The following is a 24,889-nucleotide window of genomic DNA, read 5'->3' as shown; positions in this document are numbered from 1 at the left end:
CCGAATGGTCGGTCTGAGGAGTTGATCACAGATGATGACGGCGCGTGCGCCTATCCCTCTCATATCGGGCGCGGGCCTCCCGGGTGGAGTCCAGCGCCGACACCTCTGCGACCGGGACGTCCCACCATGCCGCACTGTCGGGGGTGCCTGCCAAGGGGTTCGTCTCAATGTGGATAACCGTGGTCCGGGGCGACTTGCGTGCCTGATGGAGGGCGTCGTGCAGGTCGCCGGGGGTGGTGGCGCGGATGACGTCGGCGCCGAGGCTGGCGGCGTTGGCGGCCAGGTCGAGAGGGATGGGGTCGCCGTCCAGGCCGGTGGGGGTGCGGAGGCGGTGGCGGGTGCCGAACCGTTGGGCGCCGACCGATTCGGACAGGTTGCCGATGGAGGCGTAGCCGTGGTTCTGGACCAGGACGACGACGAGCTTGATGCCTTCGGCGGCGGCGGTGGTGAGTTCCTGGGCCATCATCAGGTACGAGCCGTCGCCGACCATGACGAACACCTCGCGGTCGGGCGCGGCCATCTTCACCCCCAGGCCCCCGGCGATCTCATAGCCCATGCAGGAGTAGCCGTACTCGACGTGGTAGCCCTTGGGGTCGCGGGCCCGCCACAGCTTGTGCAGGTCACCGGGCATCGACCCCGCCGCGCACACCACCACGTCCCGCGGCCCGCTGACCTGGTTGACCGCCCCGATCACCTCGGCCTGGGTCATCGACCCCCCGCCGTCGCGGTCCTGGTCCTGGGGGCGGCAGGCCTGGTCGGCCTTGGCGTTCCACTCGGCCATCAACGCCCGCGCGCGGTCGGTGTGCGCCTGCGGGACGGTGTAGCCCTCCAGCGCGGTGTCCAGTGCGCGGATGGCTTCGCGGGCGTCGGCCACCACCGACACTCCCCCGAGCTTGACCGCATCAGATCTGGCGACGTTGATGTTGACGAACCTGACGTCGGGGTCGGCGAACAGGCTGTGGGAAGCGGTGGTGAAATCGCTGTAACGCGTCCCGATCCCCACCACCACATCGGCCTCGCGCGCCAACGCGTTGGCCGCCGTGGTCCCCGTCGCCCCGATCGCGCCCACCGAGCACGGGTGATCCCACGCCAGCGCGCCCTTGCCCGCCTGGGTCTCGGCCACCGGCACCCCGGTCCGCTCGGCCAGCACCCCCAGCGCCTCGCTCGCACCGGAGTAGATCACCCCACCCCCCGCCACGATCAACGGACGCTCCGCCGCCCCCACGATCGCCGCCGCCTCCTCCAGCGCGGCGGGCTCGGGCACCGCACGCGCGACCCGCCACACCCGCTCGGCGAACAACTCCTGCGGCCACTCGAACGCCTCGGCCTGCACGTCCTGCGGCAGCGCCAACGTCACCGCACCGGTCTCGGCCGGATCGGTCAGCACCCGCATCGCCGCCAGCAACGCCCCCGGCAACTGCTCAGGACGATTGATCCGATCCCAGTACCTCGACACCGGCCGCAAACAATCATTCACCGACACATCGAACGACCGCGCATCCTCCAACTCCTGCAGCACCGGATTGGCCGGACGCGTGGCGAACACATCCCCGGGCAGCAGCAGCACCGGCAACCGGTTGATGGTGGCCAGCGCCGCACCCGTCACCAAGTTCGTCGCGCCCGGCCCGATCGAGGTCGTGCACGCCAACGTCGACAACCGATCACTCATCCGCGCATAACCGGCCGCCGAATGCACCATCGCCTGCTCGTTGCGCGCCATGTAGTACGGCAACTCATCACCGTGCTCCAGCAGCGCCTGACCGACCCCCGCCACATTGCCGTGCCCGAAAATCCCGAAACACCCGGCGAAGAACCGCCGCCGCTCCCCATCCCGCACGCTGTACTGCGCAGCCAGGAAACGCACCAGAGCCTGCGCCACCGTCAACCTCATGACCGTCCCTCCGCCGAGGTGAGCGGCAGCCGCGGGTCGACCGCCTGCCCCTTCCAGGTGTCGCGGATCCACGCGTGCGCCGGGTCGTCGCAGATGCGCCACGCCCGCTCCGGCGACGGTCCCGCCATCACGTTCAGGTAGTACAGGTCATGCCCCGGCGGGGCCATCGACGGCCCGTGCCAGCCGTGCGGAATCAGCACGGCGTCGCCGCTGCGGACTTCCGCCAGGACGTCGATCGGGCGCCCCGGCGACCCGTAGACGCGCTGGTAGGCCATGCCGTCCCGGGCGACCTCGAAGTAGTAGATCTCCTCCAGGACGGCCTCGTCCGCGGTCTGCTCGTCGTGCTTGTGCGGCGGGAACGACGACCAGCAGCCCGCCGGGGTCAGCACCTCGCACGCGATCAGCTTCTCGGCGAACGGGAACCCCTCCGGCGTCCCGAAGTTGTTGACCTGCCGGCTCGCCGACCCCGCGCCCCGCAGCTCCACCGGAACCGCCTCCGCGGGCCCGTAGCGCGGCACGAGCCGCCGCTCGCAGCGGGCGCCCGCGAGCGCGAACCGTCCCCGGCCCCGCACCGTCACGCGCGCGTCGCGCGGAACGTAGGCGAAGTCGCTGACCCGGGCGAAGACGTCGTCGCGCCCCTGAAGCCCGAACCGCTCGCCGTCGCACTCCACCTCGCACGATCCCGCCAGCGGCAGCACGATCGTCTCGAACTCACCGGTCCCGAACGTGTGCGAGCCGCCTTCCGGCAGCTCCAGCACCCGCAGCGACGAGTACGCCCACCCCGCCGACTCGGGGGTCACGACGAGCCCGTAGGGGGCCTCCGCAGCGGTTCCAGCGGGCAGGTGGTGCTTCATCGCGGCTCCTTCAGCAGTTCGTCGACCTCGTCCTGGGTGGGCATCGCGTCGGAGCAGGCGATGCGGGACGCGACGATCGCCCCTGCGGCGCCCGCGAACTCGATGAGCCTCCGCAGGTCCCACCCTGCGAGGAGCCCGTGGCAGACGGCGCCGCCGAACGCGTCCCCCGCGCCGAGCCCGTTGACGACGTCCACCTTGACCGGCGGTACCTCCACCATCTCGTCGGCCGTCGCCGCCAGGACGCCCTCCGGGCCCATCTTCACGATGGCCAGTTCGGGGCCACGGGCCAGGATCGCGCGGGCGGCGGCGCGCGGCTCCCGCTCCCCCACGGCGACCTCGCACTCCTCCAGGTTCCCGACGGCGACCGTTGCCCGCTCCAGGGCGAGCCCCGCCCAGTGCGGCGCCGCTGTGGGGTCGTCCCACAGCATCGGCCGGTAGTCCAGGTCGATGACGGTCCGGCCTGGGTGCTCCCCCAGCGCGGTCAGGGTCGCCTCTCTGCTGGGCTCCTGCGAAAGGCCCGTGACCGTGGCCCAGACGATGCGGGCCGAGCGGATCGCGTCGAGGTCCAGTTCCTCCCGGTGGATCATCAGGTCGGGGGCCTTGGGATAGCGGTAGAAGTACAGCGGGAAGTCGTCCGGCGGGAAGATCTCGCAGAAGGCGAGAGGTGTCGGCAGGCCGGGGACGGCGGTGACGTAGCGGTCGTCCACGCCGTAGCCCTGGAGCGCCTTGTGGACGAACCGGCCGAACGGGTCTTCTCCCGTGCGCGTGATGACGGCGGCGCTGCGGCCGTACCTGGCCGCAGCGACGGCGACGTTGGTGGGGCTGCCACCGAGGTACTTGCCGAACGACTCGACGTCCTCCAGAGGCGTGCCCACCTGGTTCGGGTAGACGTCGACGCTGACCCGGCCCATCGTGATGAGGTCGAACGTCATCGGGCCACCCCGGCGAGGTAGTCGAGGCTGCGCCGGACGTCGCCGTACGGTCCGGTGCCCTGCGCGGGCTCGTCGGTCAGGACGGTGTCCTGCTCCATCACCCACCAGCCTTCATAACCTGCGGCCTCAAGAGTGCGGATGATGTCGGGGATGTCGATGTCGCCTTCTCCGAGGGGCCTGTACAAGCCGTCCCGCACCGCGTTCGTGTACGTGGTGTCGCCCTTGAGGACCCGTTGAGCGAGTTCCGCGTCCACGTCTTTCAGATGGACGTGCGCTATGCGCGGCGCCGCGAAACGGGCCAGCCACACCGGATCGGTCCCGCCGACCAGCAGGTGCCCTGTGTCGAGGCAGAGCGGGATGCTGCATCCGCCCAGCACGCGTTCGACCTCGTCGCGCCGCTCCACGACCGTCCCGACGTGGGGGTGCAGGGTGACGAGCCTGTCCCGGGCGGCGGCGTGCACGGCGATCGCGTCGAGGTTCGCGAGGAGCGCCGACCACGCCCTGGTGTCGAGGACGGGACGTTCGTCGTACCCGTCGAAGCCGGTCGCGGCCGCCAGGACGAGAACGCCGTCGATACCGTCCAGGGCCTGCTCGACCACAGGCAGTGGGTCGAACTCAGGGTCGTGCAGTACGACGGGTACGAAGGCCCCTACAAGGCCCAACCCGAAAGAGGACAGCAGCTCGTTCCGCTCTTGCGCGGCTCTAGGGAGGAAGCCGTCCGGCCCCAGTTCCGTTGCGGCGAGACCGAGGTCGTGCATCTCGGCGAGCACCCGGCCGGGCTCCATCTGATGGCCCCAGCCGGGCACCTCGCACACGCCCCACGAGATCGGCGCGCCGGCGACCCTCACCGCCGCACCTCCTCGACGCCGACGATCCGCCCCTGCCGCATCGACAGCTCGCACGCCTCGGCGAGGTAGAACGCCTCCAGCGCCTCTTCCGGCGGGCAGGGGTTGGCGCGGCGCCCCGCCACGAGGTCGGCGAAGGCCCGCAGCTCGGCGTCGTAGGCGTCGGAGAAGCGCTCCATGAAACCGCCGTAGGGGGCCTTGGGCTGGTCCCCGTCCGGAAGTGCGGTCGCGGGGGTCCGGTCGTCCAGGCCTGTGATGACGCTGTCCTTGGACCCGAAGAGCTCCAGGCGCGCGTCGTACCCGGCGGCGTTGTAGCGGGTGGCCGACACCTGGCCCAGCGTCCCGTCGTCCATGACGAGCAGCGCGGACCCGGTGTCGACGTCGCCGGCCTCGCGGAAGAAGTCGTCGCCCCGGTTGGCGCCCGCGGCCATCACGCGGACGACCTCGCGTCCCGTGACGAACCGGATGAGGTCCAGGTCGTGGATGAGGCAGTCGCGGAACAGCCCGCCGGACGAGGGGACGTACTCGGCGGGCGGGGGCGCCGGGTCGAAGCTGCACGACCGGACGGTGTGCAGCCAGCCGAGCCGCCCCGAGGCCAGGGCCTCGCGCGCCGCCGCGTTCCCCGCGTCGAACCGGCGCTGGAACCCGACCTGCACCGGCACGTCGGCGCCCGCGGCGGCACGGACGATTTGGAACGTTCCATTTAGATCCGAGGCGAGCGGTTTCTCGCAGAAGACGGGAGTTCGCGCGGCCACGGCCCGCTCCACCAGGCCCGCGTGCGCGTCGGTGGCCGCCGCGACGACCAGGCCGTCCAGTCCGGCCGAGAAGAGCCCCTCGACGGCGTCCAGGGCGGTGACCCGGGCCCGCCCCCCGCCGAGCCGCGCGGCGAGGTCCCGGGCGCGGCCGGGGTCGGCGTCCGCGACGACCACCGCCTCCATCTCGGGCAATTCCCGCAGCGCGGCGGCGTGGCGCGCACCGATGCGCCCCGCACCGGCCAGTCCGATCCTCATAGAACCCCTCCCGGTCGGCGGTCAGGTGGAGACACCGAGTCTGATGGAGCGTTCCAGAGGCGTCAACGCCCCCGCTGTCCGCCTCCGCGGTATCGAGGTGTCCGAAAACGGCACCGGTACTCGGGACTCCGCCTGTCCCGGTCGGCTCACCAAGCGCTAGTTTTGCCTTATGCGGATCTTCGTCACCGGCGCCTCCGGCTTCGTCGGGTCCCATGCCGTGCGCGCCCTGCTCGACGCCGGGCACCGGCCGCGCGCGCTGGTCCGCGACCCCGGCAGGGCGGCCACGGTGCTGCGCGCGGTCGGCGTCGACCCCGCGGACGTGGAACTCGTCACCGGCGACATGCTCGACGCCGGATCGGTGGCCGCGGCGCTGCGCGGCTGCGACGCCGCCGTCCACGCGGCCGCGGCGATCGGGGTGACCGGCGGCTCCGGCGACCTGGTGAAGGTGAACGTCGAGGGCACGCGCAACGTCGTCGGCCAAGCCGTGGCCCAGGGGCTCGCCCCGGTGGTCCACGTGTCGACCATCGGGGTCTTCGTGCCGCCGTCCGGCCCGGTCATCACCGCTGGGGACGCCCTGGCGAGCCCCCGGACGGATTACGGCAAGTCCAAGCTCGCGGCCGAACGCTACGTGCGCGGCCTCCAGGAGGACGGCGCCCCGGTCACCATCGTCTACCCCGGCGGTGTGTGCGGCCCGAACCAGCCGACCCTGGACGCGCTGATGGAGGGCCTCGCCGCAGCGCTCGGCAAGGTGTGGCCGCTCCCGGGCGGAGGCGTCTCGGTCATCGACGTCCGCGACCTGGGCGAGGCGTTGGCACGTTCCGTGGAGGCCCGGCAGGGGCCGAGCCGCTGGGTGCTCGGCGGGCACTACCTGACCTGGCCGCAGTACGCCGACCTGTGCGACCGCCTCACCGGCGTGAGGTGCCGCCGTGTACGCGTCCCCAGCCGCGTCATGCTCGCGCTCGGCTCCGTCCTGGACGCGGCCAAGCGCGTGCACCACTTCGACTACCCGCTCACCCGGGACGCCGCCGAGTTCATGGTCACGCTGGTGCCGACCGACGACCGTCCCGTCCTGGACGCGCTCGGCCTCACGCTGCGTCCCGTCGAGGAAACCGTCGCCGACGGCCTGCGCTGGCTGGCCGAGAGCGGCCATCTGAACCCGCGCCGGGCCGGACGGCTCGCCGCCAAGGAGGCCCCCATGCCGACACTCGTCCAGCGCACCTTCGGCCCGGTCTTCCACCGGGTCTCGGGCGCCGAATGGTTCTCCAGGGTGGGACCGAAGATCGTGCCGCCCGTGGACCGGACGCTGCACAGGCTCACCGGGGGGCGGCTGCTGCTCGGCCAGCTCCTCGTGCCGAGCCTCGTCCTGACGACGACCGGCGCCGTCAGCGGCCTCCCCCGGGAGACGCCGCTCGCCTGCCTGCCCGACCAGGAGGGCGGCTGGTACGTCGTCGGCTCCAACTTCGGCCGCGAGAAGCACCCCGCCTGGTCGGGCAACCTCCTGAAGAACCCCGAGGCGCAGGTCAGCTTCCAGGGACGCTCCGTCCCCGTCACCGCCCACCTCCTGGACGACGTCGAGCGCAAGGAGGTCTGGCCGCGCCTCATCGCCGCCTGGCCCGTCTACGACCGTTACGTGGAGCGCACGGAACGGCAGCTCAGGATCTTCCGCCTGACTCCCCGTTAACGGCCCCGGAGGGTCCTGGAGAGCCGGCGGCCGAGGAGCAGGTAGGCGAGGACGACACCGGCGACGTTGAGGATGACGTCGTCGACGTCGAAGGCCCGTCCCATCACGAGCGTGCCCTGGACCGTCTCGATGGCCAGCGAGAGCATCGCGCTCACCAGGGCCAGCCGCAGGGGGCCGCGGAGGGACGTCCAGACCAGGGGCAGCAGCACTCCGAGCGGCGCCAGGAGGATCACGTTGCCGCCCACCTGGAGGAGCGCGTCCTTGATGGGCTGGTCCATGTAGAACCGGAGCGACCGGCCGGGATCGGTGTTCCCGCCCGCCTGCCCGTTGTCATCCACGGGGGTCAAAGTGAGTTTGAAAGCGAAGTAGAAGAACACTCCCAGAAAGCCCAGCGAGATGATCACGACCATCACGCGCAGGGCGACGACGTACCAGGGGACCCTCTCGCCCGTTGCCGCGGGCTGCCACATTTCGACCAACACTCGGCGCGGTCTGCCCCGTTCGCGACGGTCCATGCATACGCCGGAGTTTCGGCATAACCGAATAGTCCATTAATGGCGAAACGCCCGCGCCGGGACGAACCCGGCGCGGGCGTGCCCGGCGCGATCAGGCGGCGACCGGGGTGGTGGCGGGCTCCAGGGCCAGGTCCAGCACCTCGCGGACGTCGCTGACGGCGAACACCGTCATCTTCTCGAGCACCTCGGCCGGGACGTCCTCGAGGTCCGGCTCGTTGCGCTTGGGAACGATCGCGGTGGTGATGCCGAGCCGGGACGCGGCCAGCAGCTTCTGCTTCAGGCCGCCGATCGGCAGCACCCGTCCGGTCAGCGACACCTCGCCGGTCATCGCCACGTCCGAGCGCACGGGCCGGCCGGACAGCAGCGACGCGAGCGCCGTCGTCATCGTGATGCCCGCGCTCGGGCCGTCCTTCGGGATCGCGCCGGCGGGCACGTGGACGTGCACGCCGCGGTCCTTCAGGTCGCCGACCGGCAGCTCCAGCTCCGCGCCGCGCGAGCGCAGGTAGCTGAGCGCGATCCGGGCCGACTCCTTCATGACGTCGCCGAGCTGGCCGGTGAGCGTCACGCCGGTGTCGCCGGTCTCCTTGTCGGCCAGCGACGCCTCGATGTAGAGGACGTCGCCGCCCGCGCCGGTGACCGCGAGGCCCGTCGCCACGCCCGGGACGCCGGTGCGGCGCTCGTTCCTGCCCAGCTCGACCTCCGGGGTGAAGCGCGGCCGGCCGAGGTAGTCCTTCAGGTCGTCCGCGCCGATCCGGACGGGCAGCGTCGCCTTCTCCAGCGCGACGTTGGCCGCGACCTTGCGCAGCACCCGCGCGATCGAGCGGTCCAGGGACCGGACCCCGGCCTCCCGGGTGTACTCGGCCGCGAGCAGCCGCAGCGCGTCGTCGCCGAAGGAGACCTCCGACGCCTCGAGGCCCGCCTTGTCGAGCTGGCGCGGCAGCAGGTGGTCGCGGGCGATCGTGACCTTCTCGTGCTCGGTGTAGCCGTCGAGCTCCACCAGCTCCATCCGGTCGAGCAGCGGCCCGGGGATCGCCTCCACCACGTTCGCGGTGGCGAGGAACAGCACGTCGCTGAGGTCGAGCTCCACCTCCAGGTAGTGGTCCCGGAAGGTGTGGTTCTGCTCGGGGTCGAGGACCTCCAGCAGCGCCGCGGTCGGGTCGCCCCGGTAGTCGGCGCCGACCTTGTCGACCTCGTCCAGCAGGACGACGGGGTTCATGGTCCCCGCCTCGCGGATGGCGCGGACGATGCGTCCCGGGAGGGCGCCCACGTACGTGCGGCGGTGTCCCCGGATCTCGGCCTCGTCACGGACGCCGCCCAAGGCGACCCGCACGAACTCGCGTCCCATGGCCCGCGCGACCGACTCGCCCAGCGACGTCTTGCCGACGCCGGGAGGACCGGTCAGCGCCAGCACCGCGCCGCTCCTGCGCCCGCCCACGACGCCCAGGCCGCGCTCCTCGCGCCGCTTGCGCACCGCCAGGTACTCGACGATGCGCTCCTTGACGTCGTCGAGACCGGCGTGGTCGGCGTCCAGGATCTCCCGCGCGCCCGCGATGTCGTAGGCGTCCTCGGTCCGCTCGTTCCACGGGATGTCGAGGACGGTGTCCAGCCAGGTGCGGATCCAGCCGCCCTCGGGCGAGGCGTCGGAGGACCGCTCGAGCTTGTCGACCTCCTTGAGCGCCGCCTCGCGCACCTTCTCGGGAAGGTTCGCGGCCTCGATCCGGGCGCGGTAGTCGTCCTCCTCGTCGGCCGGGTCGCCGTTCAGCTCGGCCAGCTCCTTGCGGATGGCCTCCTGCTGCTGGCGCAGCAGGAACTCGCGCTGCGTCTTCTCCATGCCCTCCTGGACGTCCTTGCGGATCGTCTCCGCCACGTCCAGCTCGGCGAGGTGGTCGCGCGTCCACCCGATCACCAGGTTGAGCCGCTCCACCACATCGACGGTCTCCAGGACCTCGATCTTCTGCTCGTCGGTGAGGTACGGCGCGTACCCGGCGTTGTCGGCCAGCGTGGACGGGTCGTCGATCTGCTGCACGACGTCCACGACCTGCCAGGCGCCCCGGTTCTGCAGGATCGCGCTGACCAGCCCCTTGTACTCCTTCGCCAGCTCCTGCGCGCGCCCGGTCGCCGGGGGCGTCTCGACCAGCGTCCCCTCGACCCACAGCGCCGCGCCCGGCCCGGTCGTCCCGATGCCGATCCGCACCCGCTGCACGCCGCGGACGACCGCGCCCGGCTCGCCCCCGGGCAGCCGCCCCTCCTGCTCGATCACACCGAGCGTGCCGATGCCGGCGTACTGCCCGTTCAACCTGGGGACCAGCAGCACCCGCGGCTTGGCCGCCGACCGGATCCCCGGCCCCTTGGCCTGCGCCACCGCCCGCGCGGCCTCGACGGCGGCCCGGACCTCACCGCTCTCCGACAGGTCCAGGGGCACCACCATGCCGGGCAGAACGACCCCGTCCTCGAGGGGCAGCACCGGCAGCGTCAGGGTCTCGCTCATGCTCAGCTCCAAGTGTGTAGACCGACCCGACCACAAGGTTGAGTCACACTCACTCAATAAACCGGAGCACCATTTTGTTTCCACAGCAACGTTCGCTCTCAGCGATCACCCGCCGGGCGGCTCCCCCGGGGCGCCCGGAGGGGGCGGCCGCATCGTCCGGGACGGGCCGTTCGGCGCGTCGAGAGTTGTTCGGTCGCGGGGGCAACCTTTCGCTGGGTCTCGCAGGTAGTCATGTGCAGGAACAGGATGGAAGGAACGCACGCCCATGCGAGACCGGCCTGACTACAGCGCGTACGTGGCGGAACGGTCGCCGCGCCTGCTGCGCACCGCCTACCTGTTGTGCCGCGACCAGGCCCTCGCGGAAGACCTCCTGCAGACCGCACTCGTCAAGGCCTGGCGTTGCTGGCGCCGCATCGAGGGCGACCCTGATCCGTACGTCTACCGGATCCTGGTCAACACCAACGCCACCTGGAGACGGCGCCGCTGGCGAGGCGAGGACGTGCGGGACGTCCCCGAGATAGCCGCACCCGGCGACGCCACGAGCGCAGCGGACAACCGGGCGATGCTGTGGGCCGCCTTGGGCAGGCTGCCGCCCCGCCAGCGCGCCGTCCTCGTGCTGAGGTACTTCGAGGACCTCACCGAAAGCCGGGTCGCCGAGATCATGGGGTGCTCCACCGGCACCGTGAAGAGCCAGACGAGCAAGGCCCTGGCGAAGCTGCGCATCGATCCGGTGATCGCCGCGTCCGTCACCGCGGAAAGGAACTGACATGAGCCCGACGCTGGACGACCTGCGCGGAACGCTGGAGAGCGCGAGCGCGCACCTGCCGGAGAACACCCGCCGTGCCTCCGACGTCCGCCGGCGGATAAGGCGCGGAAACCGGGTCCGCCTCGCCGCGGCGTCCGCCGCCGCGATGTCCGCGGTCGCGGCAGGGGCGGTCATCGCCATGCCTCCTTCCGACGACACGAGCGGCCAGAGCGGCCCCACGTACACCCTGAGCGCCACCGACCCGGTGCCGGAGCTGCCGAACACCCGATGGGGCATGCCGCGCATCGGGGCCAAGCGCTTCTCGACGACCGCGAAGGCCCGGATCCGGTTCACGCCGGCGGGCGACGACACGCTGATCATCATTCGCTGCGCCGCCGGCTTCACCAGCGCCCAGTGGTCCAACGGACTCCTCGTCGCCTTCGGCGGCGGATGTGCGCCCGAGGGCGCCCTCCTCGGCATGCAGTCCCTCTCCACCCGCACTTCGGGTCCTTTGAAGGCGGGGAAGCCCGTCATCCTCGAGGTGGCCCTCATGAAGAAGGGCTCGCTCCCCGACGGGGCCGACCCGGTCGAGGTCGAGAGAATGGTGGCCGCACAGCCGCCCGTGAAGACCACCTGGTCCGTCGCCGTCTACAGCGGCCGCTGCACCGGACCGGAGTGCGCGGAGTGACCCCCGTCGCCTGCTGTCCCGTCGGCCGATCCGCCCCCGCCGCCCCCGCGACGCGAACACCCGACACCCATGGCCGCCACGAGACACACGACGAAGAGGGCGCCGAGAAGCTCACCGGGGTGGTCCAGACACGGAGACGCAGCGCCCGCACCACGGTCATCCGTTCTGATCACGACGGCGAGGCAGAAGCTCGCGCCCAAGGACCACATGACCACGCCCAGCAGGGCGCCCGCCACACGAGTGATCATCCACTCCGGCGCGCGGACGGAGGGGCCGCCGACCGTCACGGACCGGCCGCGCCGATCTCCCCAGGCGACGCGGCCGCGTCCCGCGCCCTCGCCCCGGTCAGGGTGAGTCCCACCAGCGCGGAGCCGTGTCGTCGGGTTCGCCGGGACTCGCGAAATGGAACGGCACGTCCAATCGTCCCGCCAGGGCCGCGCCGATCCTGCTCGCCTCCTCTGCCTCCGGCCAAGGAGGCACCTCACCGTTGAAGGCACGAATATCGCCCCCGTGCCGGACGGTCGCGAGATGGTGTTCAGTCTTCGGGTCGAGCGTCACGCCGACCAGCACCACGAACCAGCCCTCGGTATCGCCATCCCAGAGGGCCTCGACCGCGGCCGGAGGCCGCGGCAGCGCCCGGACCTCCGCGACGAGATCCTCAAGATCCAGAGGAGCGGACGGAGCGGGCCGGAAACGCCGCCCGAGAGCCGCGCACCGTTCGGCGACCAGCCGAGAACACTCATGCAGGCTGGTCCGAGGCTCCCTGGACGCATCGAGGACCGCCTTGACGGCAGCGAGCTTCTGGTCGTCGAGGACAAGCGCGTCGACCTGAGCCCGCACCTCTGCCGGCAGCCTGTTCCACAGCGGATTCTCCATGACCGCATTCAAGCGCGAAAGGCTCCCGTCGGATGGGCGCGGTAACCGGGTTCGTCTCGCCACCGGTCCGGCCGGTCTCACTTCCTCCGGCGCCGGTGCGGGAAAGCGGCTGGGCGGCGGCGAACCCGGCGTAAGGGGGCGAGCGTCATAAGTCGCATGATCAAAACCACGATCACGCGGCCGTGGCGGTGGGGGCGAAAGTGGCGGTGGGGGGTCTCGCTGGCCCTGGCTCCCGTGCTGGCTGCGGCGGCGGCGGTGGGGGGCGCGTACTGGACGGCCGACGGGTGGTACGGCGTCAATGTGTTGCTGCGCCGGGGCGCCAGTATCTGGGTGGACGTCTCTCCGGACGATTCCCGGCTGTCCCCGGGGATCCGGTTGTCGCTGGCCGGGCGGCGCACGCCTGACGCGGCCGAGCCGGTGCGCTGGCGGCAGGTCGCCGGAGGGTTCGACGTCGCCGAGCTGCCCGTCCGGGTGGGCGGGCGGCCCGTGGACGCCCTGCTGCTCAGCAGGATCGATCCGGCCCGCTACCGGTTCCGGGTGCTGAGCCGTCCCGCCGGAGACCGGGAGGTCGGCGACTGGATGTCGGCCACCGGGGCGGCGATGGTCGTCAACGGCAGCTACTTCGCCCGTGACGGGAGCCCGGACACTCCCGTCGTCAGCGATGGCCGCCGGCTCGGCCCCACGTCGTACCGGGCGACGCACGGGGCGTTCGTGGTCGGCGGCACCGGCGGCGCCCGGCTGGCGGACCTCGCCGGGACGGACTGGCGGCGGGCCACCGAGGGCGCGAGCCAGGCCATGGTCTCCTACCCGATGCTGCTGGGAGCGGACGGACGCTCCCGGACCGGCGGCCAGGACGAGCGATGGCTGGCCAACCGCAGCTTCCTCGGGCAGGACGCCGCCGGGCGGATCATCGTCGGCACCACCCGGGACGCCTACTTCTCCCTGCACTCGCTCGCTGCCTTCCTCCCCCGGTCGGGGCTCGACCTGCGCCTCGCCCTGAACCTGGACGGCGGGCCGGTCGCCTGCCAGAAGGTGTCGGCCGGCGCGTACCGGCGGGACTTCTGCGGGCGGTACGAGACGGCCGTCCACGACGGCCGTCTCCAGTTGCTGCGGCCCCTGGTCGACTTCCGGCGAAACGGCCTGCCGATCGCCCTGGTCGCCGTCCCCCGCTGACCGGCCCCGCGGTCGGAGGGGCCTGGCACACTTCTGCCGTGATCGAACTGACCGACGAGTTCCTCAAGCTCAAGCCCGGGACCATCACCTACTGGCCGGCCGAGCTCGACCATCCGGTCGCCGGGACCTGGAGCATCGAGATCCCGCTCGAGCCCTTCTCCGCGGACGACGAGTACGAGCCCGCGACCTTCCGGCCCGGCACCGGCGGACCCGACCTCGTCACCACGGCGATCTCCCTCGACCACATCGTGCTTCCGGCCTCTGGCCTGGCGGCGCTGGAGCGGCGCGCCTTCGCCTTCCCGGCGAACCCGGAGGAGGGCTACATCGACGGCTCCGTCTACCTCGTCGCCGCCCACTGCCCGGTCGACGTCACCCGCATCGAGTTCGGTCCGGCCACCGCGGACCACATCACCGCCACCCTCCGCGCCCGCTTCGACTTCGCCGCCGCGGGCGGGATCGACATCCTCGACCGCACCGCCGACCTGGAGACCACGCTCCGTTTCGAGGTGGGGCGTCCCGTCTCCATGGGCGCCCCCTGAGCCGCCTCCGACCCAGCGCGCGCCCCGCGATCGCGCGAGTCCGGAAAACGGATTGCGGACGGGGCGGGGGCGTGCGAGGGTCGGCGCGAAGATCTCGGATGCGCTTCGGGAGGTCGCGCGTGCTCACCGCTCTCCGCAAGGCCACTACCGGCGTCTCGGCGGCGGAGGCCGTGCCGGCCTGAGGCCGGCGCCGCTCCACGACGTCGAGACGGTTCCCGCGCGGGGGTCGGCCCCGCGGTTCCCGCCTGCCCGGATCACGCGCAGGCGTCGACTCGACGTGGAGCATCCGTGTCTTCTTCCTTGCCCTCGGCGGACGCCGCCCTCGGCCGCCGGACCATCCTTCTTCTCGCTCTGACCTGCGGCGTCGCCGTGGGGAACATCTACTTTCCGCAGGCGGTCAGCCCTCTCGCGGCGTCCGGCCTGGGCGTGGCGCCGGGCTCGGCCGCGCTGGTGGTGACCGCGACGCAGTTCGGGTACGCGGCCGGGAACTTCCTGCTGGTGCCGCTCGGTGACCGGTTCCCGCACCGCCGGCTGATCGTGGCGATGCTCGCCGCCACGGGCATGGCGCTGCTCGCGGCGGCGGCCGCGCCCGGGCTCGCGGTGCTGGTCGCCGCGAGCGCCGTGGCCGGGGTCACGACCGTGGTCGCCCAGGTCATCGCGCCGATGGCGGCCGGGCTCGTGCCCGAGGACCGGCGCGGCGCGGTCATGGGAACGCTGCTGGCCGGGTCGATCGGCGGCATCCTGCTGGCCCGGACGTTCGGCGGGTTCGCCGCCGAGTGGCTCGGCTGGCGGGCCCCGTACCTGATCGCCGCGGCCGCGACGCTGGCGATCGCGGCGGCGCTGACGACCGCGCTGCCCGCGACCGTCCCGCCGTCGCGGCAGTCGTATCCGGCGCTGCTGGCCGCGCCGCTGCGCCTGCTGCGCGAGGAACCCGACCTGCGGAGGACGTGCTTCTACCAGGCGACGGTCTTCGGCGCCTTCCAGGCCGTGTGGACGGGCGTCGCGCTGTACCTGACGGGGCCGGCGTACGGGTTCGGCGTCCAGGCGGTCGGCGTCCTCGCGCTGGTCAGCGCGGCCACCATGACCGCCACGACCTCCGCGGGACGGCGGGTCGACCGGCGCGGCCCGGACCCGGTCACCCTCGTCGCGATCCTCGGGACGATCGCCTCGGCCGGGGTGCTGGCGCTCGGCGGCGTCGGGGGCGTGGCGGGGCTCGTGGCGCTCGGCGCCGGGACGCTGCTGCTGGACGTCGCGATGCAGTCCGGCATGATCGCGAACCAGGCGCGGATCTTCGCGCTGCGCCCGGACGCCCGCAGCCGCATCAACACGGCCTACATGACCTGCGCGTTCCTCGGCGGCAGCACCGGATCGTGGCTCGGCGCCCAGACCTGCACCCGGTTCGGCTGGACGGGCGTCTGCGCGCTCGTCGCCCTTCTGGCCTGCCTGGCGCTCGCCCGGCACCTGGCGCACCGCCCGGTCCGCGCGGGCCTGCGGGGCAACGCGGAGGCAAAGGCCATTTCGGGATCTTGATTCTTTGCCCCGGGGCCGGTTTACGTGCGCATGACGTGGGGGTACCTAACGCAACGAGATCGTGACGCAGGGTGAACGACAGGTCATCGGGGCGGCAAAGCCCCAGGTCGAAAGGCGGGAGGCGGCGGATGCACACCAGCGAGTGCGCGCACCGGACCGCCCCCGCGCCCCCTTCCCCGCGCGGCCCGGTCCGTACGGCCGAGAACGTTCGCGACGAACCGCCCCGCGGCCGGCACCGCCCCCCAGCGGCGGCCGCGGAGGCGGGGCGCGGCGATACACCTCGGGTCCTCGGCCGTACCGGACCGGCCCAGCGCCGACGTCCTCCCCTGGGCACGGTGCCGCCCGCCCCCGCGGCACCGGGGCCCCCACAGGCCGGGCCGGCCGCCGCGGCGCGCCGCGCCGCCGGTCCGGCCGCAGGCTTCCGGGCGCCTCGCAGGCGCCCTCCCCCGAGCGCCGGGCGAGCGCCCGCGTCCGGCGTGGCGTCGAAGGGAGGTGGGAACCAGGCAAGATCCGAACCGGCGTTCCGCCGGTGAGCTCAGGCGGCCGGAACTCCGTCCGACCCCCGTCCCGGCCGCCACACGCAGTAAGGGATCGCTGCGGAGCAGGGCCCGTGGAGGAGCGACACCCTCCACGGGCCCGGTTCACAGCTTCTTCCGCCAGACCTGGCCCCGGACGACGTCCCCGAAGCGCTCCACCGGCGGCTCCCGTTCCTCCAGGACGAACCCCGCCCGCTCGTAGAGGCGGTGCGCGGGGCGCTGGAGCGCGGTCGTCCACAGCATGATCTCGGCGTAGCCCGCCGCGGCGGCGAAGTCGACGCACTCGGCGACCAGCGCCGCCCCGACGCCCGTTCCGCGGGCCTCGGGCTCGACGTGCAGCAGCCGCAGCTGCGCGACGTCGTCCTCGCGCCGGACGCAGAACACCGCGCCCAGCCGCTCCCCTCCCGACTCGGCGATCCAGGCGTTCTCCCGCTCCGGCTCGTGCCCGCTCACGTAGTCGGCGACGACGGAGGCGACGAGGGCCTCGTAGGTGCGGTCCCAGCCGCACTCGACGTCGTAGAGGGCGCCGTTGCGCTCCACCACCCAGCCGAGGTCGCCGGGCCGCAGCGACCGCAGGACGAAGCCGTCCCGGTGCGGGCGCTCCCCGAGGACCTCCTGGACGGTGCGCATCGCCGCGAGCAGGCGGCCGCGGTCGGCCGGGGCCAGCCCGTCCAGCAGTTCGCGGATCTCGGCGACGGACCGCTCGTCCAGCATGGCGAACACCTCGCGGCCGCGCGGGGTGAGCCGGACGATCTGCCGCCGGGCGTCCCCGGGGGCGCGCTCGCGCGCCACGATCCCGTCGGCCTCGAAGCGGGCCAGCATCCGGCTGAGGTAGCCGGCGTCGAGGTCGAGGGCGCGGCGCAGGGCCAGCACCTCGCTGTCCTCGTGCTGCGCCAGCTCGAAGATCACCCGGGCCTCGGTGAGCGAGTACGGCGAGCGGACGATCCCCTCGCCGAGCACCCCGATGACGCCGGTGTAGAAGCGGTTGAACGCGCGGACCGCGCCGACGTCCTCCCGGGTCGTCCGCATGCGCGCCCTCCTAACGTTTGACTGAGTCAAACGTTAGGGCATGGAGCGTCGGCGCACCAGACCCACGGGGGCGTCAGGCGTTCGCCTCCGCCTTCGCGGGCCGCAGCGCCCGCGCGTCGCGGACCACCCGGCGCTCGACGAAGAAGGTCATCAGCGGCACGATCCCGCCGAGGACGATCACCGCCATGCGGCTCAGCGGCCAGCCGGTGCGCCGCCACAGGTCGAAGGCGGCCACCAGGTAGACCATGTAGAGGAAGCCGTGGACGGGCGCCACGACGCCCGCGAGCGCCGGCATGTCGGTGGGCCCGTACTTGAGGATCATTCCGACGGCCAGCAGCACCAGCAGGGTGCCGACCACCAGCGCCAGGATCCGGTACCTGGTCACCGCGCCTTCCACAGCAAACGCACCTTTCGTTGGGTGGCCCCTCTGGGCGGGGCGGGCCCCTCTGGGCGGGACGTGCGGGACGCGGGGTCAGCCGCCCCCGCGGCTCTGCGAGTTCAGCCGCGCGAGGTAGCGGTTGTAGGCCGCGAGGTCGGGGTCCTCTTCCTCCTGCTGCCGGATGATCTCCCGCTTCACCTCGGCCTCCGCGGGCTCCTCGATGCTCGCCGGGGCGGGCCGGACGCCGGCCCGCTCGTCCCGGATCATCTTGACCCACATCACGATCACGAAGATCGCGAAGACCGGCCACTCGAACGTGTAGGCCCAGCTGCGGTCGTTGCCGCCCTGGGCGCGGTCGAACTGCCACCAGCCGAAGCCGAGGAACGCGCCGCACAGCACGAGGGCGAGCGCGTGCAGCCCGAGCCAGCCTGGGGTGAGGAACCGTCGCACGTCACCGAGCCTACCGCTGCCCCCGCGGAGCGCGTCCGCGACCCCGTCCCGGCGGGCCGGAGGTCAGGAGGGCTCCGGTCCCACGTAGACCGCGCGGGGGCGCAGCGGGCCGCTCCGGCCGTACTCCTCCAGCGCGTGCGCGAGCCACCCGGCGGTGCGGGCGACGGCGAAGACGGCCTCCCCCGCCCCCGGGACGAGCCCGGCGACCGCGCCGAGCGTCGCGAGGGAGAAGTCGACGTTGGGCGCCGGGAGGCGGCGCCGCGCGGCCTCGTCCAGGACGGCCTCCGCGGCGGCGAGCCGTTCGTGGCCGGGCGCCGCGGCGCGGACGAGGTCCATCAGCAGCACGGCCCGGCCGTCGCCGGACCTGTAGACCGAGTGGCCGAACCCGGGCACGCGCTCGCCGCCGCGCAGCCGCTCCCCGATCACCCGGGACGCCGCCGCCGGATCGGCGACCTCGGCGATCAGGCGTTCCGCGCCGTAGGAGGCGCCGCCGTGCAGCGGCCCGCTGAGGACCCCGAGGCCGGACGCGACGACCGCGTAGGGGTCGGCGCGCACGGAGGCGGCGACGCGCGCCGCGACGGTGGAGGCGGCCAGCTCGTGGTCGGCCAGCAGGATCATGGCGGCCTCGAACGCGCGCAGCAGCCCGGCGTCGTCGGGCGGGCGCGGGCAGAGCCGGTTCCACAGCCGCTCGGCGACGCCTCCGGCGCCGTCGGCCCGGTTCCCGGCGGCGTTCGCGGGCGGCAGGGCGCCGACCAGCCCGGCGACCAGGGCCCGGCCGGTCGCGGTGACGCCCTCGGGGTCGAGGTGGTGGCGCAGCGGGTCGGTCGCGGCCAGGGCGGCGACGATCAGGTGGAGCCGGTCGAGCGGGAGGAGGCCCGGCGGCAGGCCGGACTGGGCCGCGACGGCCGCGGCGACGCCGTCCTCCCGGGCCCGCCAGGGCTCCTCGCGCCCGTCGCGGCCGGTCCACAGCCAGCCGGCGACGTCCTCGAAGGCCCGGTCCCCCGCCATCTCCAGGGCGTCGCGGCCCCGGTAGTAGTGGCGGTCGGCGCCGAGGGCGGTGATCGCGGACTCGATCGCCAGCTCGCCCGGGCCGGGCGGGCGGCGGGGCCTGCCCCGCCGGGCCAGCTCCTCCACCTGCGCGGCGTCGAACAGGCTCCGGCGGCCGTCCGGCGCGTGCCTGCGCCGCAGGACGCCCCGGCTCACGTACGCGTACAGCGTGGCGGGCTTCACACCGAGCCGTTCCGCCGCGGCCCTGGCGTCGATCCACCCGCCGAACTGCTCCTCGTCCGCCATCCCCGATCTCCTGATATTGATTTTCGTCAATATTGATACATGTTGTTGCCGGTGTCAATCTGAGGGCATGCCACAGATTCACTTCCTGGACGTCACCAACCGCGACGGCGTCCAGACGGCCCGGACGGGCCTGTCCAAGTTCGGCAAGACGATGGTCAACTTCTACCTGGGACGGCTGGGCGTGGCGCAGTCGGAGATCGGCTTCCCGTTCCTGTTCCACGAGGCCCCCTACGTCCGGGCGCAGATCGCGCTGGGAGAGGCGGGCGCGTTCGGGGACCTGCGCCTGTCGGGGTGGTGCCGGGGCGTCGCGGCGGACGTGGAGAAGGCCGCGGGCGTGCGCGCCGGGGAGGCCGGTCTCGCGCACTACAACCTGTCCATCTCGACGTCCGACTACATGATCGCCAACAAGTTCCGGGGCCGGCTCGACCGGGACGCGATCATCCGGGAGACGGCCGGGGCGGTCCGCGCGGCCAGGGCGGCCGGCGCCCGGACGGTCGGGGTCAACGCCGAGGACGGCTCGCGCACCGACGACGGCTTCCTCACCGAGTTCGCGCTCGCCGCCAAGGAGGCCGGCGCCGACCGCGTCCGGTACTGCGACACGATCGGCGGCGACACGCCGGAGCGGATCAGGGAGCGCTTCGCCGGGCTCGCCTCCGCCGTGGCGATGCCGGTCGAGACCCACTGCCACAACGACCTCGGCATGGCCGTGGCCAACTCCGTCAGCGGCGCGCTCGGCGACCTGGAGGCCGGCCAGGACGCCTGGATCAACACGTGCGTCAACGGCATCGGCGAGCGTTCGGGCAACGCGGACCTGCTGTCGACGATCCTCGCGTTCCGGCACGGCTTCGGCCTTGAGGGGCGTGCCGAGTTCGGCGATCCGATCGACCTGGCGTGGGCGCGGCGGTTCGCGCTCTGGGCGAGCTACGCGTTCGGCCAGCCGCTCCCCTACAACCAGGTCGGCATCGGACGGAACGCGTTCGCGCACGAGTCCGGCATCCACGCGGACGGCGCGCTGAAGGACCACGGCAACTACGAGCTGTACGACGAGGCGACCCTCGGCCCCTTCCCGGAGGACTGGCACGCCCGGCCCGGACGCGTCGTGCTGACCGGCGAGTACGGCGGCAAGGCGGGCTTCAGGCACGTGATGGACGGCCTCGGAATCGACCCCGCCGATGAGGACCTCGCCTTCCAGCTCGTCCAGCTCTGCAACGCCCAGACGGGCCGTCCCCTGACCGACGACGAACTCCGTCTCATCGCCACGTACCCGAACGAACTCGCACTGCTCTTCCCCGGGCAGCTCCCCTGATCGCGGAGCCGTCCGGGTTTGTCGGTGCCGGGCCCTACGTTTCCCGGCATGGCGAGCAGCACGGTGGCGGCAGGGGCCGCGCAGTCGTACCGGTACACGAGGCCGTCCGGCCTGGACGCGGGGCTCCTGGGCCTCTCCACGTCCGGCGGGACGACGAGCAGCGGGCCGCAGGCGAACCCGCACTTCTTCAGCGGCGTGCTGACGCAGGCGGCGCCCGCGGCCGCGGGCCTGCTCGCGCTGGCCGACGTCGCGCAGACCCGGTACCACCAGCCGCGTCCCACCTCCTTCCGGGATCCGGTCGTCACGTGCGCCGGCGACCGGATCCGGATGGAGTCGTTCTCCGCCTGCGGCGGCGTCTACGCGCGGCTCGACGTCCTGGAGCCGGCGCTCGACGGCGAGGTCCACGAGCGCGGCACGACGAACGTCGACGTGAACGGGCCGCTGCGGGAGGCGCTCGCGCGGGTGGGCGGGTCCGATCCGCTGCACCTGGCGGTCGGCGCCGAGGAACTGGCCGTGACCACCATGGACGGCGCGGTCGTGGAGAAGAAGGTCCCGCTGCCCGACCGGTGGCTGCGCGGCTTCGCCGAGGTCCAGGTCATCACGGCCGGGTTCGACCTGCGCGGGGAGCTGGACGGGCCCGGCGCGGTGCGGTTCCTGCGCTCGCTCCCGCGCGGGGGGCGCGAGGCCATGTGGGCGGTCCCCGCGGGCCGGACGCTGCGCCTCGCGTCGCGCCCGTCGCCCGGCGCGGTGTGCCTGGCCGGGCCCGACAGGCTGCGCACGATGCTGCCGCTGCTGCGGTTCGCGACGGCGCTGCGCGTCTACGGGCCGTCCCTCGGCGGCGGCAGCGGGCCGGTGTCGAGCGTCTGGGAACTGGAGCTGCCCGGCATGCGGTACGTGCTGACGTTCTCTCCGCAGAACTCGCGCGGCTTCTCCGGTGAGGGCGCGGTCCTGGACGCCCTCTCGACCGACGAGGCCGCCGGGGACGCCGACCTGCTCGGCGCGCTGCTGTCGTTCGAGCCGCGGGTGGAGCCGGGCCTGCTCGCCGAGCGGTCCGGGCTCTCGGCGGCGCGGACGAAGGCGGCGCTGGTCCAGCTCGGGACGTCCGGCCGCGTCGGCTTCGACACCGCCGAGGCCGCGTTCTTCCACCGCGAGCTCCCCTACGACCCGGCGCGGGTGGCCGACCTCAACCCGAGGCTGCGCGCGGCGCGCGCGCTGGTCGCGGAGGGCGCCGTGCGGTTCACCGCCGACGACGCGGCGACCGTCCTCGGCAACGGAGGCGAGCGGGAGGTCCGCTTCGACGGCGACCGGGTCACCTGCACCTGCCCATGGTGGTACGACCACCGGGGCGAGCGGGGCCCGTGCAAGCACGTCCTCGCCGCCCGGATCGTCCGCCGCGAGGCGAGCGCGGAGGCCGTCCGATGAGGGCCCCGGACGACCTCCAGAAGGCGATCGACGCCGGCGACCTCGAGCAGGCCGTGCGCCTGGTCGGCGAGCTCGGCGAGGCGGAGCGCCGCGCCGTCGCGAAGGACCTGCCCGACCGGTTCAAGGCGATGCGCGCCGCAGCGGAGTACGGCTGGGTCGACCGCGCGGCGTTCGGGCCCCTGCTGGTCGTCGGGGCGGGCACGTTCGGCGGCGCCACGGCCGCGGCGGCCTGGTTGTGCCGCCGGGAGCTGCGGCAGTGGTGGACCCGTGACGACTTCGCCGCCTTCCGCGCGGCCCTGTGCGAGGTCACGGCCGCGCGCCCGGACGAATGGCGCGCCGACGTCGCGCACCGCGTCGCCGCCCGGATCCGCCTTTCCGGCGGCGAACGGGCCCAGTGGCACATCGCGGCGGCCCTGGCTGAGTCGGCCGGGACCGTACCGGAGTCGGACGGGTTCGTGGTCTGGTGGACGAGCGAGCGGCACCTCCCCCGCGCCGACGACCCGTTCCTCGACGCGCTCGTCCCGAGGCTGTTCGAGGTCGAGGGCGTGGGCGGCTCCCTCGCCGAGGACGAGGCGAGGCAGCGGTGGGACCGGACGCGCGAGGGCACCTGGGCCGGCGCCCTCGCCGCCATGGCCGCGGCCGGGCGGCTCGACCGCACCCTCCTGCTGGACGGCTGCGTCCGCCGCTTCCTGCGCGGCGGCACCCTCCGCGACCTTCGGTGGTTCGTCCAGCTGTACAGCGCGCTGGAGCCCACCGAGGACGAGGCCGCCGCCCGCGTGCGCGACCACGTCCGCATGCTGCCGTCCGCGCCCTCGACCGTCGCCGACCTCGCCCTGCGCCAGGTCCGCCGGGTCGACGAGCGAGGGCTCCTCGACGCCGCGCTGTTCGAGGACGCCGCGGGGGCGCTGCTGTTCCGCCCCGAGAAGAAGCTCGTCCAGGCCGCGCTGACCTGGCTCGACCGCACGGCCCGCAAGCGCGACCGGGTCGACGCCACGCTGTGCGCCGTCACGGCCGTCTTCACCTCCGACGCGCTCGACCTGCGCGAACGCGCCGTGGCGATCGCGGCCAAGCACGCGGACCACGCGAGCGGGGCCGTCCGCGAGGAGCTCCGCGCCGCCGCCGGCGGCCTGCCGGCCGCCCTGCGCGAGCCGATCGCCGCCGCGTTCGGCGCGGTGGAGACGGCGGACGGTCCCGAGCCCTCGCCGGGCCCGCCTCCGTTCACCCCGCGCGAGGCGCCCGCACCGATCGGCTCCCTCGCCGAACTGGCCGAGGAGTTCACGGTCCTGCTGCGCGCCCGCAAGGACTGGCGCACGACCGAACGCTTCCTCGCCGCGCTCGTCGAGTTCGCCTACCGCGACCCTGAGGGGACCAGCGCCGCGCTGCGGAGACCCGTCGACGCCCACGCCTCCTGGATCATGGAGGTGGACGGCCAGCAGTACTGGCGCTCCCTTGTCCGGGCCAGCTGGATCATGTTCCCCGTGCAGAGCCTCCTGCGTCCGGCGAGGTCGCATGGCCTCGTCGAGGCGCTGGCCTCCCTTCTGAAGGGGTGGTCCCGCAGGGAGGGGACGGTGTTCGAACCGCAGATCGAGCGCTTCCTGACCCTGCGCAGGCACGAGATCGCGTCCACGGTCGGGGAGGTGCCCGTCCTTCTCGCGACCCCGACGGAGGGCAGCGGCCACGTCGACCCTGGCGTCCTGGTCGCGCGGCTCGAGCGGATCGAGGAGGCGGGCACCGAGCCCGGGCGGGCCGATCTCATGCAGGCGATGCTGCGCGTGCCGCGCGACATCGACCCGGCCGCCGCCGCACGCGCGAGACGGCTGGAGTCCAAGGCCGGGAGGACGCTCGCGCAGTGGCTGGCGGGCGGCGGTCTCACCGACCCCGCCGTCGAGTGCACGATCCTCGACGAGCCGCTCGCGAGCGTCCGCGGCCGGACGGCGCGGCTGCCGAGCCGGGTCCTGGCCACGGTGGACGTCCCCGGCGACTCCGACATCGCCCACCTGTGCGCCTTCCCCGAGGAGGGCTGGACCGATTTCGGGACGCCCGGCAACATCAGGAACAGGGCCCTCTGGCCGTCCGTCCTGCCGTCCCACCGCGAGGTCGCCGCCGCGCATCTCGTCCCCCACCTGGCGGGCACCGGCGAGTTCGACCTGCACCAGGGCGCCATCATGCTCGGCTTGGCGGAGGCCGACGGGCCCACCGGTTCCGCCACCGGGACGCTGCTCGCCTACGCGCTCGCGCACCGGAGCCAGAACGAGCGCTCCGACGCGGTCGAGGCGCTCCTCGTCCTCAGCGCCCGGGGCGGCCTGCCCGCGGCCGAGACGGGAACGGCCCTCGGACGCCTCGCCGCGCTGAAGCGCCTCGTCCTCCCTCGCGCCGTGAAGGCCCTCACGGCGGCCGCCGACGGCGGAGCGCACGCCGACGTCTGGACGACCCTCGCCTCGGCGCTCCCGCACGCGCTCCCCGCTCCCGGCGAGCGGGCCGCGACCGGGGTACCCGACCTCCTCGCCCTGGCGACCCGCCTGGCGGAGACGACCGGCGCCAGGGGCGCGATCCCGGCCGTCCAGGAGACGGCGGCGCGGGGTGGTTCCAGCCGCCTGGTGAAGGAGTCCGCCCGCCTGCACCGGACGCTCGCAACGTGACGGCCCCCCACGGTGTTAAGGGAAGTACAGGCGTCGACGGGAGCACCCGCATTGGCACGAGCACTGGT

21 protein-coding genes are annotated in these 24,889 nt (G+C 73.4%); 9 read left to right on the top strand and 12 right to left on the bottom strand.

Annotation, left to right across the window (positions count from 1 at the left end):
* Nucleotides 1–25: 25 nt before the first annotated feature.
* From iolD to FKD65_RS38005, 5 genes are read right to left on the bottom strand one after another with little or no spacing between them, the layout of a single operon-like run.
* Nucleotides 26–1,891, bottom strand: coding sequence for a 3D-(3,5/4)-trihydroxycyclohexane-1,2-dione acylhydrolase (decyclizing) (iolD, locus tag FKD65_RS38025; protein ID WP_141584031.1), 1,866 nt, complete (start codon nt 1,889–1,891; stop codon nt 26–28).
* Nucleotides 1,888–2,745, bottom strand: a complete 858-nt coding sequence (gene iolB, locus FKD65_RS38020; RefSeq protein ID WP_141584029.1) for a 5-deoxy-glucuronate isomerase — start codon at nt 2,743–2,745, stop codon at nt 1,888–1,890. Before iolB ends, iolD begins: the two co-directional genes overlap by 4 nt.
* The gene (iolC, locus tag FKD65_RS38015; protein WP_141584027.1) at nt 2,742–3,677 is read right to left on the bottom strand and encodes a 5-dehydro-2-deoxygluconokinase; all 936 of its coding nucleotides are present in this window, start codon (nt 3,675–3,677) and stop codon (nt 2,742–2,744) included. Before iolC ends, iolB begins: the two co-directional genes overlap by 4 nt.
* The gene (locus tag FKD65_RS38010) at nt 3,674–4,525 is read right to left on the bottom strand and encodes a TIM barrel protein (RefSeq protein WP_205718400.1); all 852 of its coding nucleotides are present in this window, start codon (nt 4,523–4,525) and stop codon (nt 3,674–3,676) included. The genes iolC and FKD65_RS38010 overlap by 4 nt, the downstream gene beginning before the upstream one ends.
* A complete protein-coding gene (locus FKD65_RS38005) occupies nt 4,522–5,532 on the bottom strand; it encodes a Gfo/Idh/MocA family oxidoreductase (protein ID WP_141584025.1) in 1,011 nt (336 codons plus the stop codon). The genes FKD65_RS38010 and FKD65_RS38005 overlap by 4 nt, the downstream gene beginning before the upstream one ends.
* Before the next feature lie 169 nt (nt 5,533–5,701).
* On the opposite strand from FKD65_RS38005, the gene FKD65_RS38000 reads away from it, so the two are divergent.
* On the top strand, nt 5,702–7,213 hold the full coding sequence (locus FKD65_RS38000; protein WP_141584023.1) for a nitroreductase family deazaflavin-dependent oxidoreductase: 1,512 nt from the start codon (nt 5,702–5,704) through the stop codon (nt 7,211–7,213).
* On the opposite strand, the gene FKD65_RS37995 is transcribed toward FKD65_RS38000, so the two are convergent.
* Both FKD65_RS37995 and lon read right to left on the bottom strand, forming a co-directional pair.
* On the bottom strand, nt 7,210–7,695 hold the full coding sequence (locus FKD65_RS37995) for a VanZ family protein (protein WP_240809804.1): 486 nt from the start codon (nt 7,693–7,695) through the stop codon (nt 7,210–7,212). The genes FKD65_RS38000 and FKD65_RS37995 overlap by 4 nt on opposite strands.
* Before the next feature lie 124 nt (nt 7,696–7,819).
* Nucleotides 7,820–10,216, bottom strand: a complete 2,397-nt coding sequence (gene lon / locus FKD65_RS37990; RefSeq protein ID WP_141584021.1) for an endopeptidase La — start codon at nt 10,214–10,216, stop codon at nt 7,820–7,822.
* Nucleotides 10,217–10,481: 265 nt separating this feature from the next.
* Between lon and FKD65_RS37985 the strand changes: the two genes are divergently transcribed.
* Nucleotides 10,482–10,982: a SigE family RNA polymerase sigma factor gene (locus FKD65_RS37985; RefSeq protein ID WP_141584019.1), complete on the top strand. Its 501-nt coding sequence runs from the start codon at nt 10,482–10,484 to the stop codon at nt 10,980–10,982.
* A gap of 1 nt (nt 10,983) precedes the next feature.
* Nucleotides 10,984–11,649: a hypothetical protein gene (locus tag FKD65_RS37980; protein ID WP_141584017.1), complete on the top strand. Its 666-nt coding sequence runs from the start codon at nt 10,984–10,986 to the stop codon at nt 11,647–11,649.
* Between the two features lie 345 nt (nt 11,650–11,994).
* Here FKD65_RS37980 and FKD65_RS37975 read toward each other — a convergent pair whose 3' ends face one another.
* On the bottom strand, nt 11,995–12,525 hold the full coding sequence (locus tag FKD65_RS37975) for a hypothetical protein (RefSeq protein WP_141584015.1): 531 nt from the start codon (nt 12,523–12,525) through the stop codon (nt 11,995–11,997).
* A 156-nt stretch (nt 12,526–12,681) separates the two neighbouring features.
* Here FKD65_RS37975 and FKD65_RS37970 point away from each other — a divergent pair, with 156 nt between their 5' ends.
* The 3 genes from FKD65_RS37970 to FKD65_RS37960 all read left to right on the top strand — a co-directional run bounded on the left by FKD65_RS37970 (nt 12,682) and on the right by FKD65_RS37960 (nt 15,767).
* Entirely contained in the window at nt 12,682–13,698 is a 1,017-nt protein-coding gene (locus tag FKD65_RS37970; protein WP_141584013.1) for a phosphodiester glycosidase family protein, read from the top strand.
* Nucleotides 13,699–13,736: 38 nt separating this feature from the next.
* Nucleotides 13,737–14,237 carry a hypothetical protein gene (locus tag FKD65_RS37965; RefSeq protein ID WP_141584010.1) on the top strand — a complete coding sequence of 167 codons (501 nt, stop codon included), beginning with the start codon at nt 13,737–13,739 and terminating at the stop codon, nt 14,235–14,237.
* Between the two features lie 288 nt (nt 14,238–14,525).
* Complete coding sequence (locus FKD65_RS37960; protein ID WP_205718399.1) at nt 14,526–15,767, top strand: MFS transporter; 1,242 nt, start codon at nt 14,526–14,528, stop codon at nt 15,765–15,767.
* 641 nt (nt 15,768–16,408) lie between these two features.
* On the opposite strand, the gene FKD65_RS37955 is transcribed toward FKD65_RS37960, so the two are convergent.
* From FKD65_RS37955 to FKD65_RS37940, 4 genes are all read right to left on the bottom strand, one after another.
* Nucleotides 16,409–17,332 (bottom strand): helix-turn-helix domain-containing GNAT family N-acetyltransferase, encoded by a 924-nt coding sequence (locus FKD65_RS37955; RefSeq protein ID WP_141584008.1) that lies wholly within the window; start codon nt 17,330–17,332, stop codon nt 16,409–16,411.
* A gap of 73 nt (nt 17,333–17,405) precedes the next feature.
* Nucleotides 17,406–17,717: a DUF3817 domain-containing protein gene (locus tag FKD65_RS37950; RefSeq protein ID WP_240809803.1), complete on the bottom strand. Its 312-nt coding sequence runs from the start codon at nt 17,715–17,717 to the stop codon at nt 17,406–17,408.
* Between the two features lie 87 nt (nt 17,718–17,804).
* Complete coding sequence (locus FKD65_RS37945) at nt 17,805–18,161, bottom strand: hypothetical protein (protein WP_141584004.1); 357 nt, start codon at nt 18,159–18,161, stop codon at nt 17,805–17,807.
* A gap of 63 nt (nt 18,162–18,224) precedes the next feature.
* The gene (locus FKD65_RS37940) at nt 18,225–19,454 is read right to left on the bottom strand and encodes a citrate/2-methylcitrate synthase (protein WP_141584001.1); all 1,230 of its coding nucleotides are present in this window, start codon (nt 19,452–19,454) and stop codon (nt 18,225–18,227) included.
* A 67-nt stretch (nt 19,455–19,521) separates the two neighbouring features.
* Here FKD65_RS37940 and FKD65_RS37935 point away from each other — a divergent pair, with 67 nt between their 5' ends.
* The 3 genes from FKD65_RS37935 to FKD65_RS37925 are packed head-to-tail and all read left to right on the top strand — an operon-like array spanning nt 19,522 to nt 24,821.
* A complete protein-coding gene (locus FKD65_RS37935) occupies nt 19,522–20,760 on the top strand; it encodes a LeuA family protein (RefSeq protein WP_141583999.1) in 1,239 nt (412 codons plus the stop codon).
* A gap of 48 nt (nt 20,761–20,808) precedes the next feature.
* Nucleotides 20,809–22,182: an SWIM zinc finger family protein gene (locus FKD65_RS37930; RefSeq protein WP_141583997.1), complete on the top strand. Its 1,374-nt coding sequence runs from the start codon at nt 20,809–20,811 to the stop codon at nt 22,180–22,182.
* Entirely contained in the window at nt 22,179–24,821 is a 2,643-nt protein-coding gene (locus tag FKD65_RS37925) for a DUF6493 family protein (RefSeq protein ID WP_141583995.1), read from the top strand. The genes FKD65_RS37930 and FKD65_RS37925 overlap by 4 nt, the downstream gene beginning before the upstream one ends.
* Nucleotides 24,822–24,889: the final 68 nt, after the last annotated feature.

This window comes from Actinomadura sp. WMMA1423, assembly GCF_006547145.1.
GTDB lineage: Bacteria > Actinomycetota > Actinomycetes > Streptosporangiales > Streptosporangiaceae > Spirillospora.
Note: the sequence above shows the minus strand (reverse complement) of the source record. Positions and strands in the feature narration are given on the sequence as shown.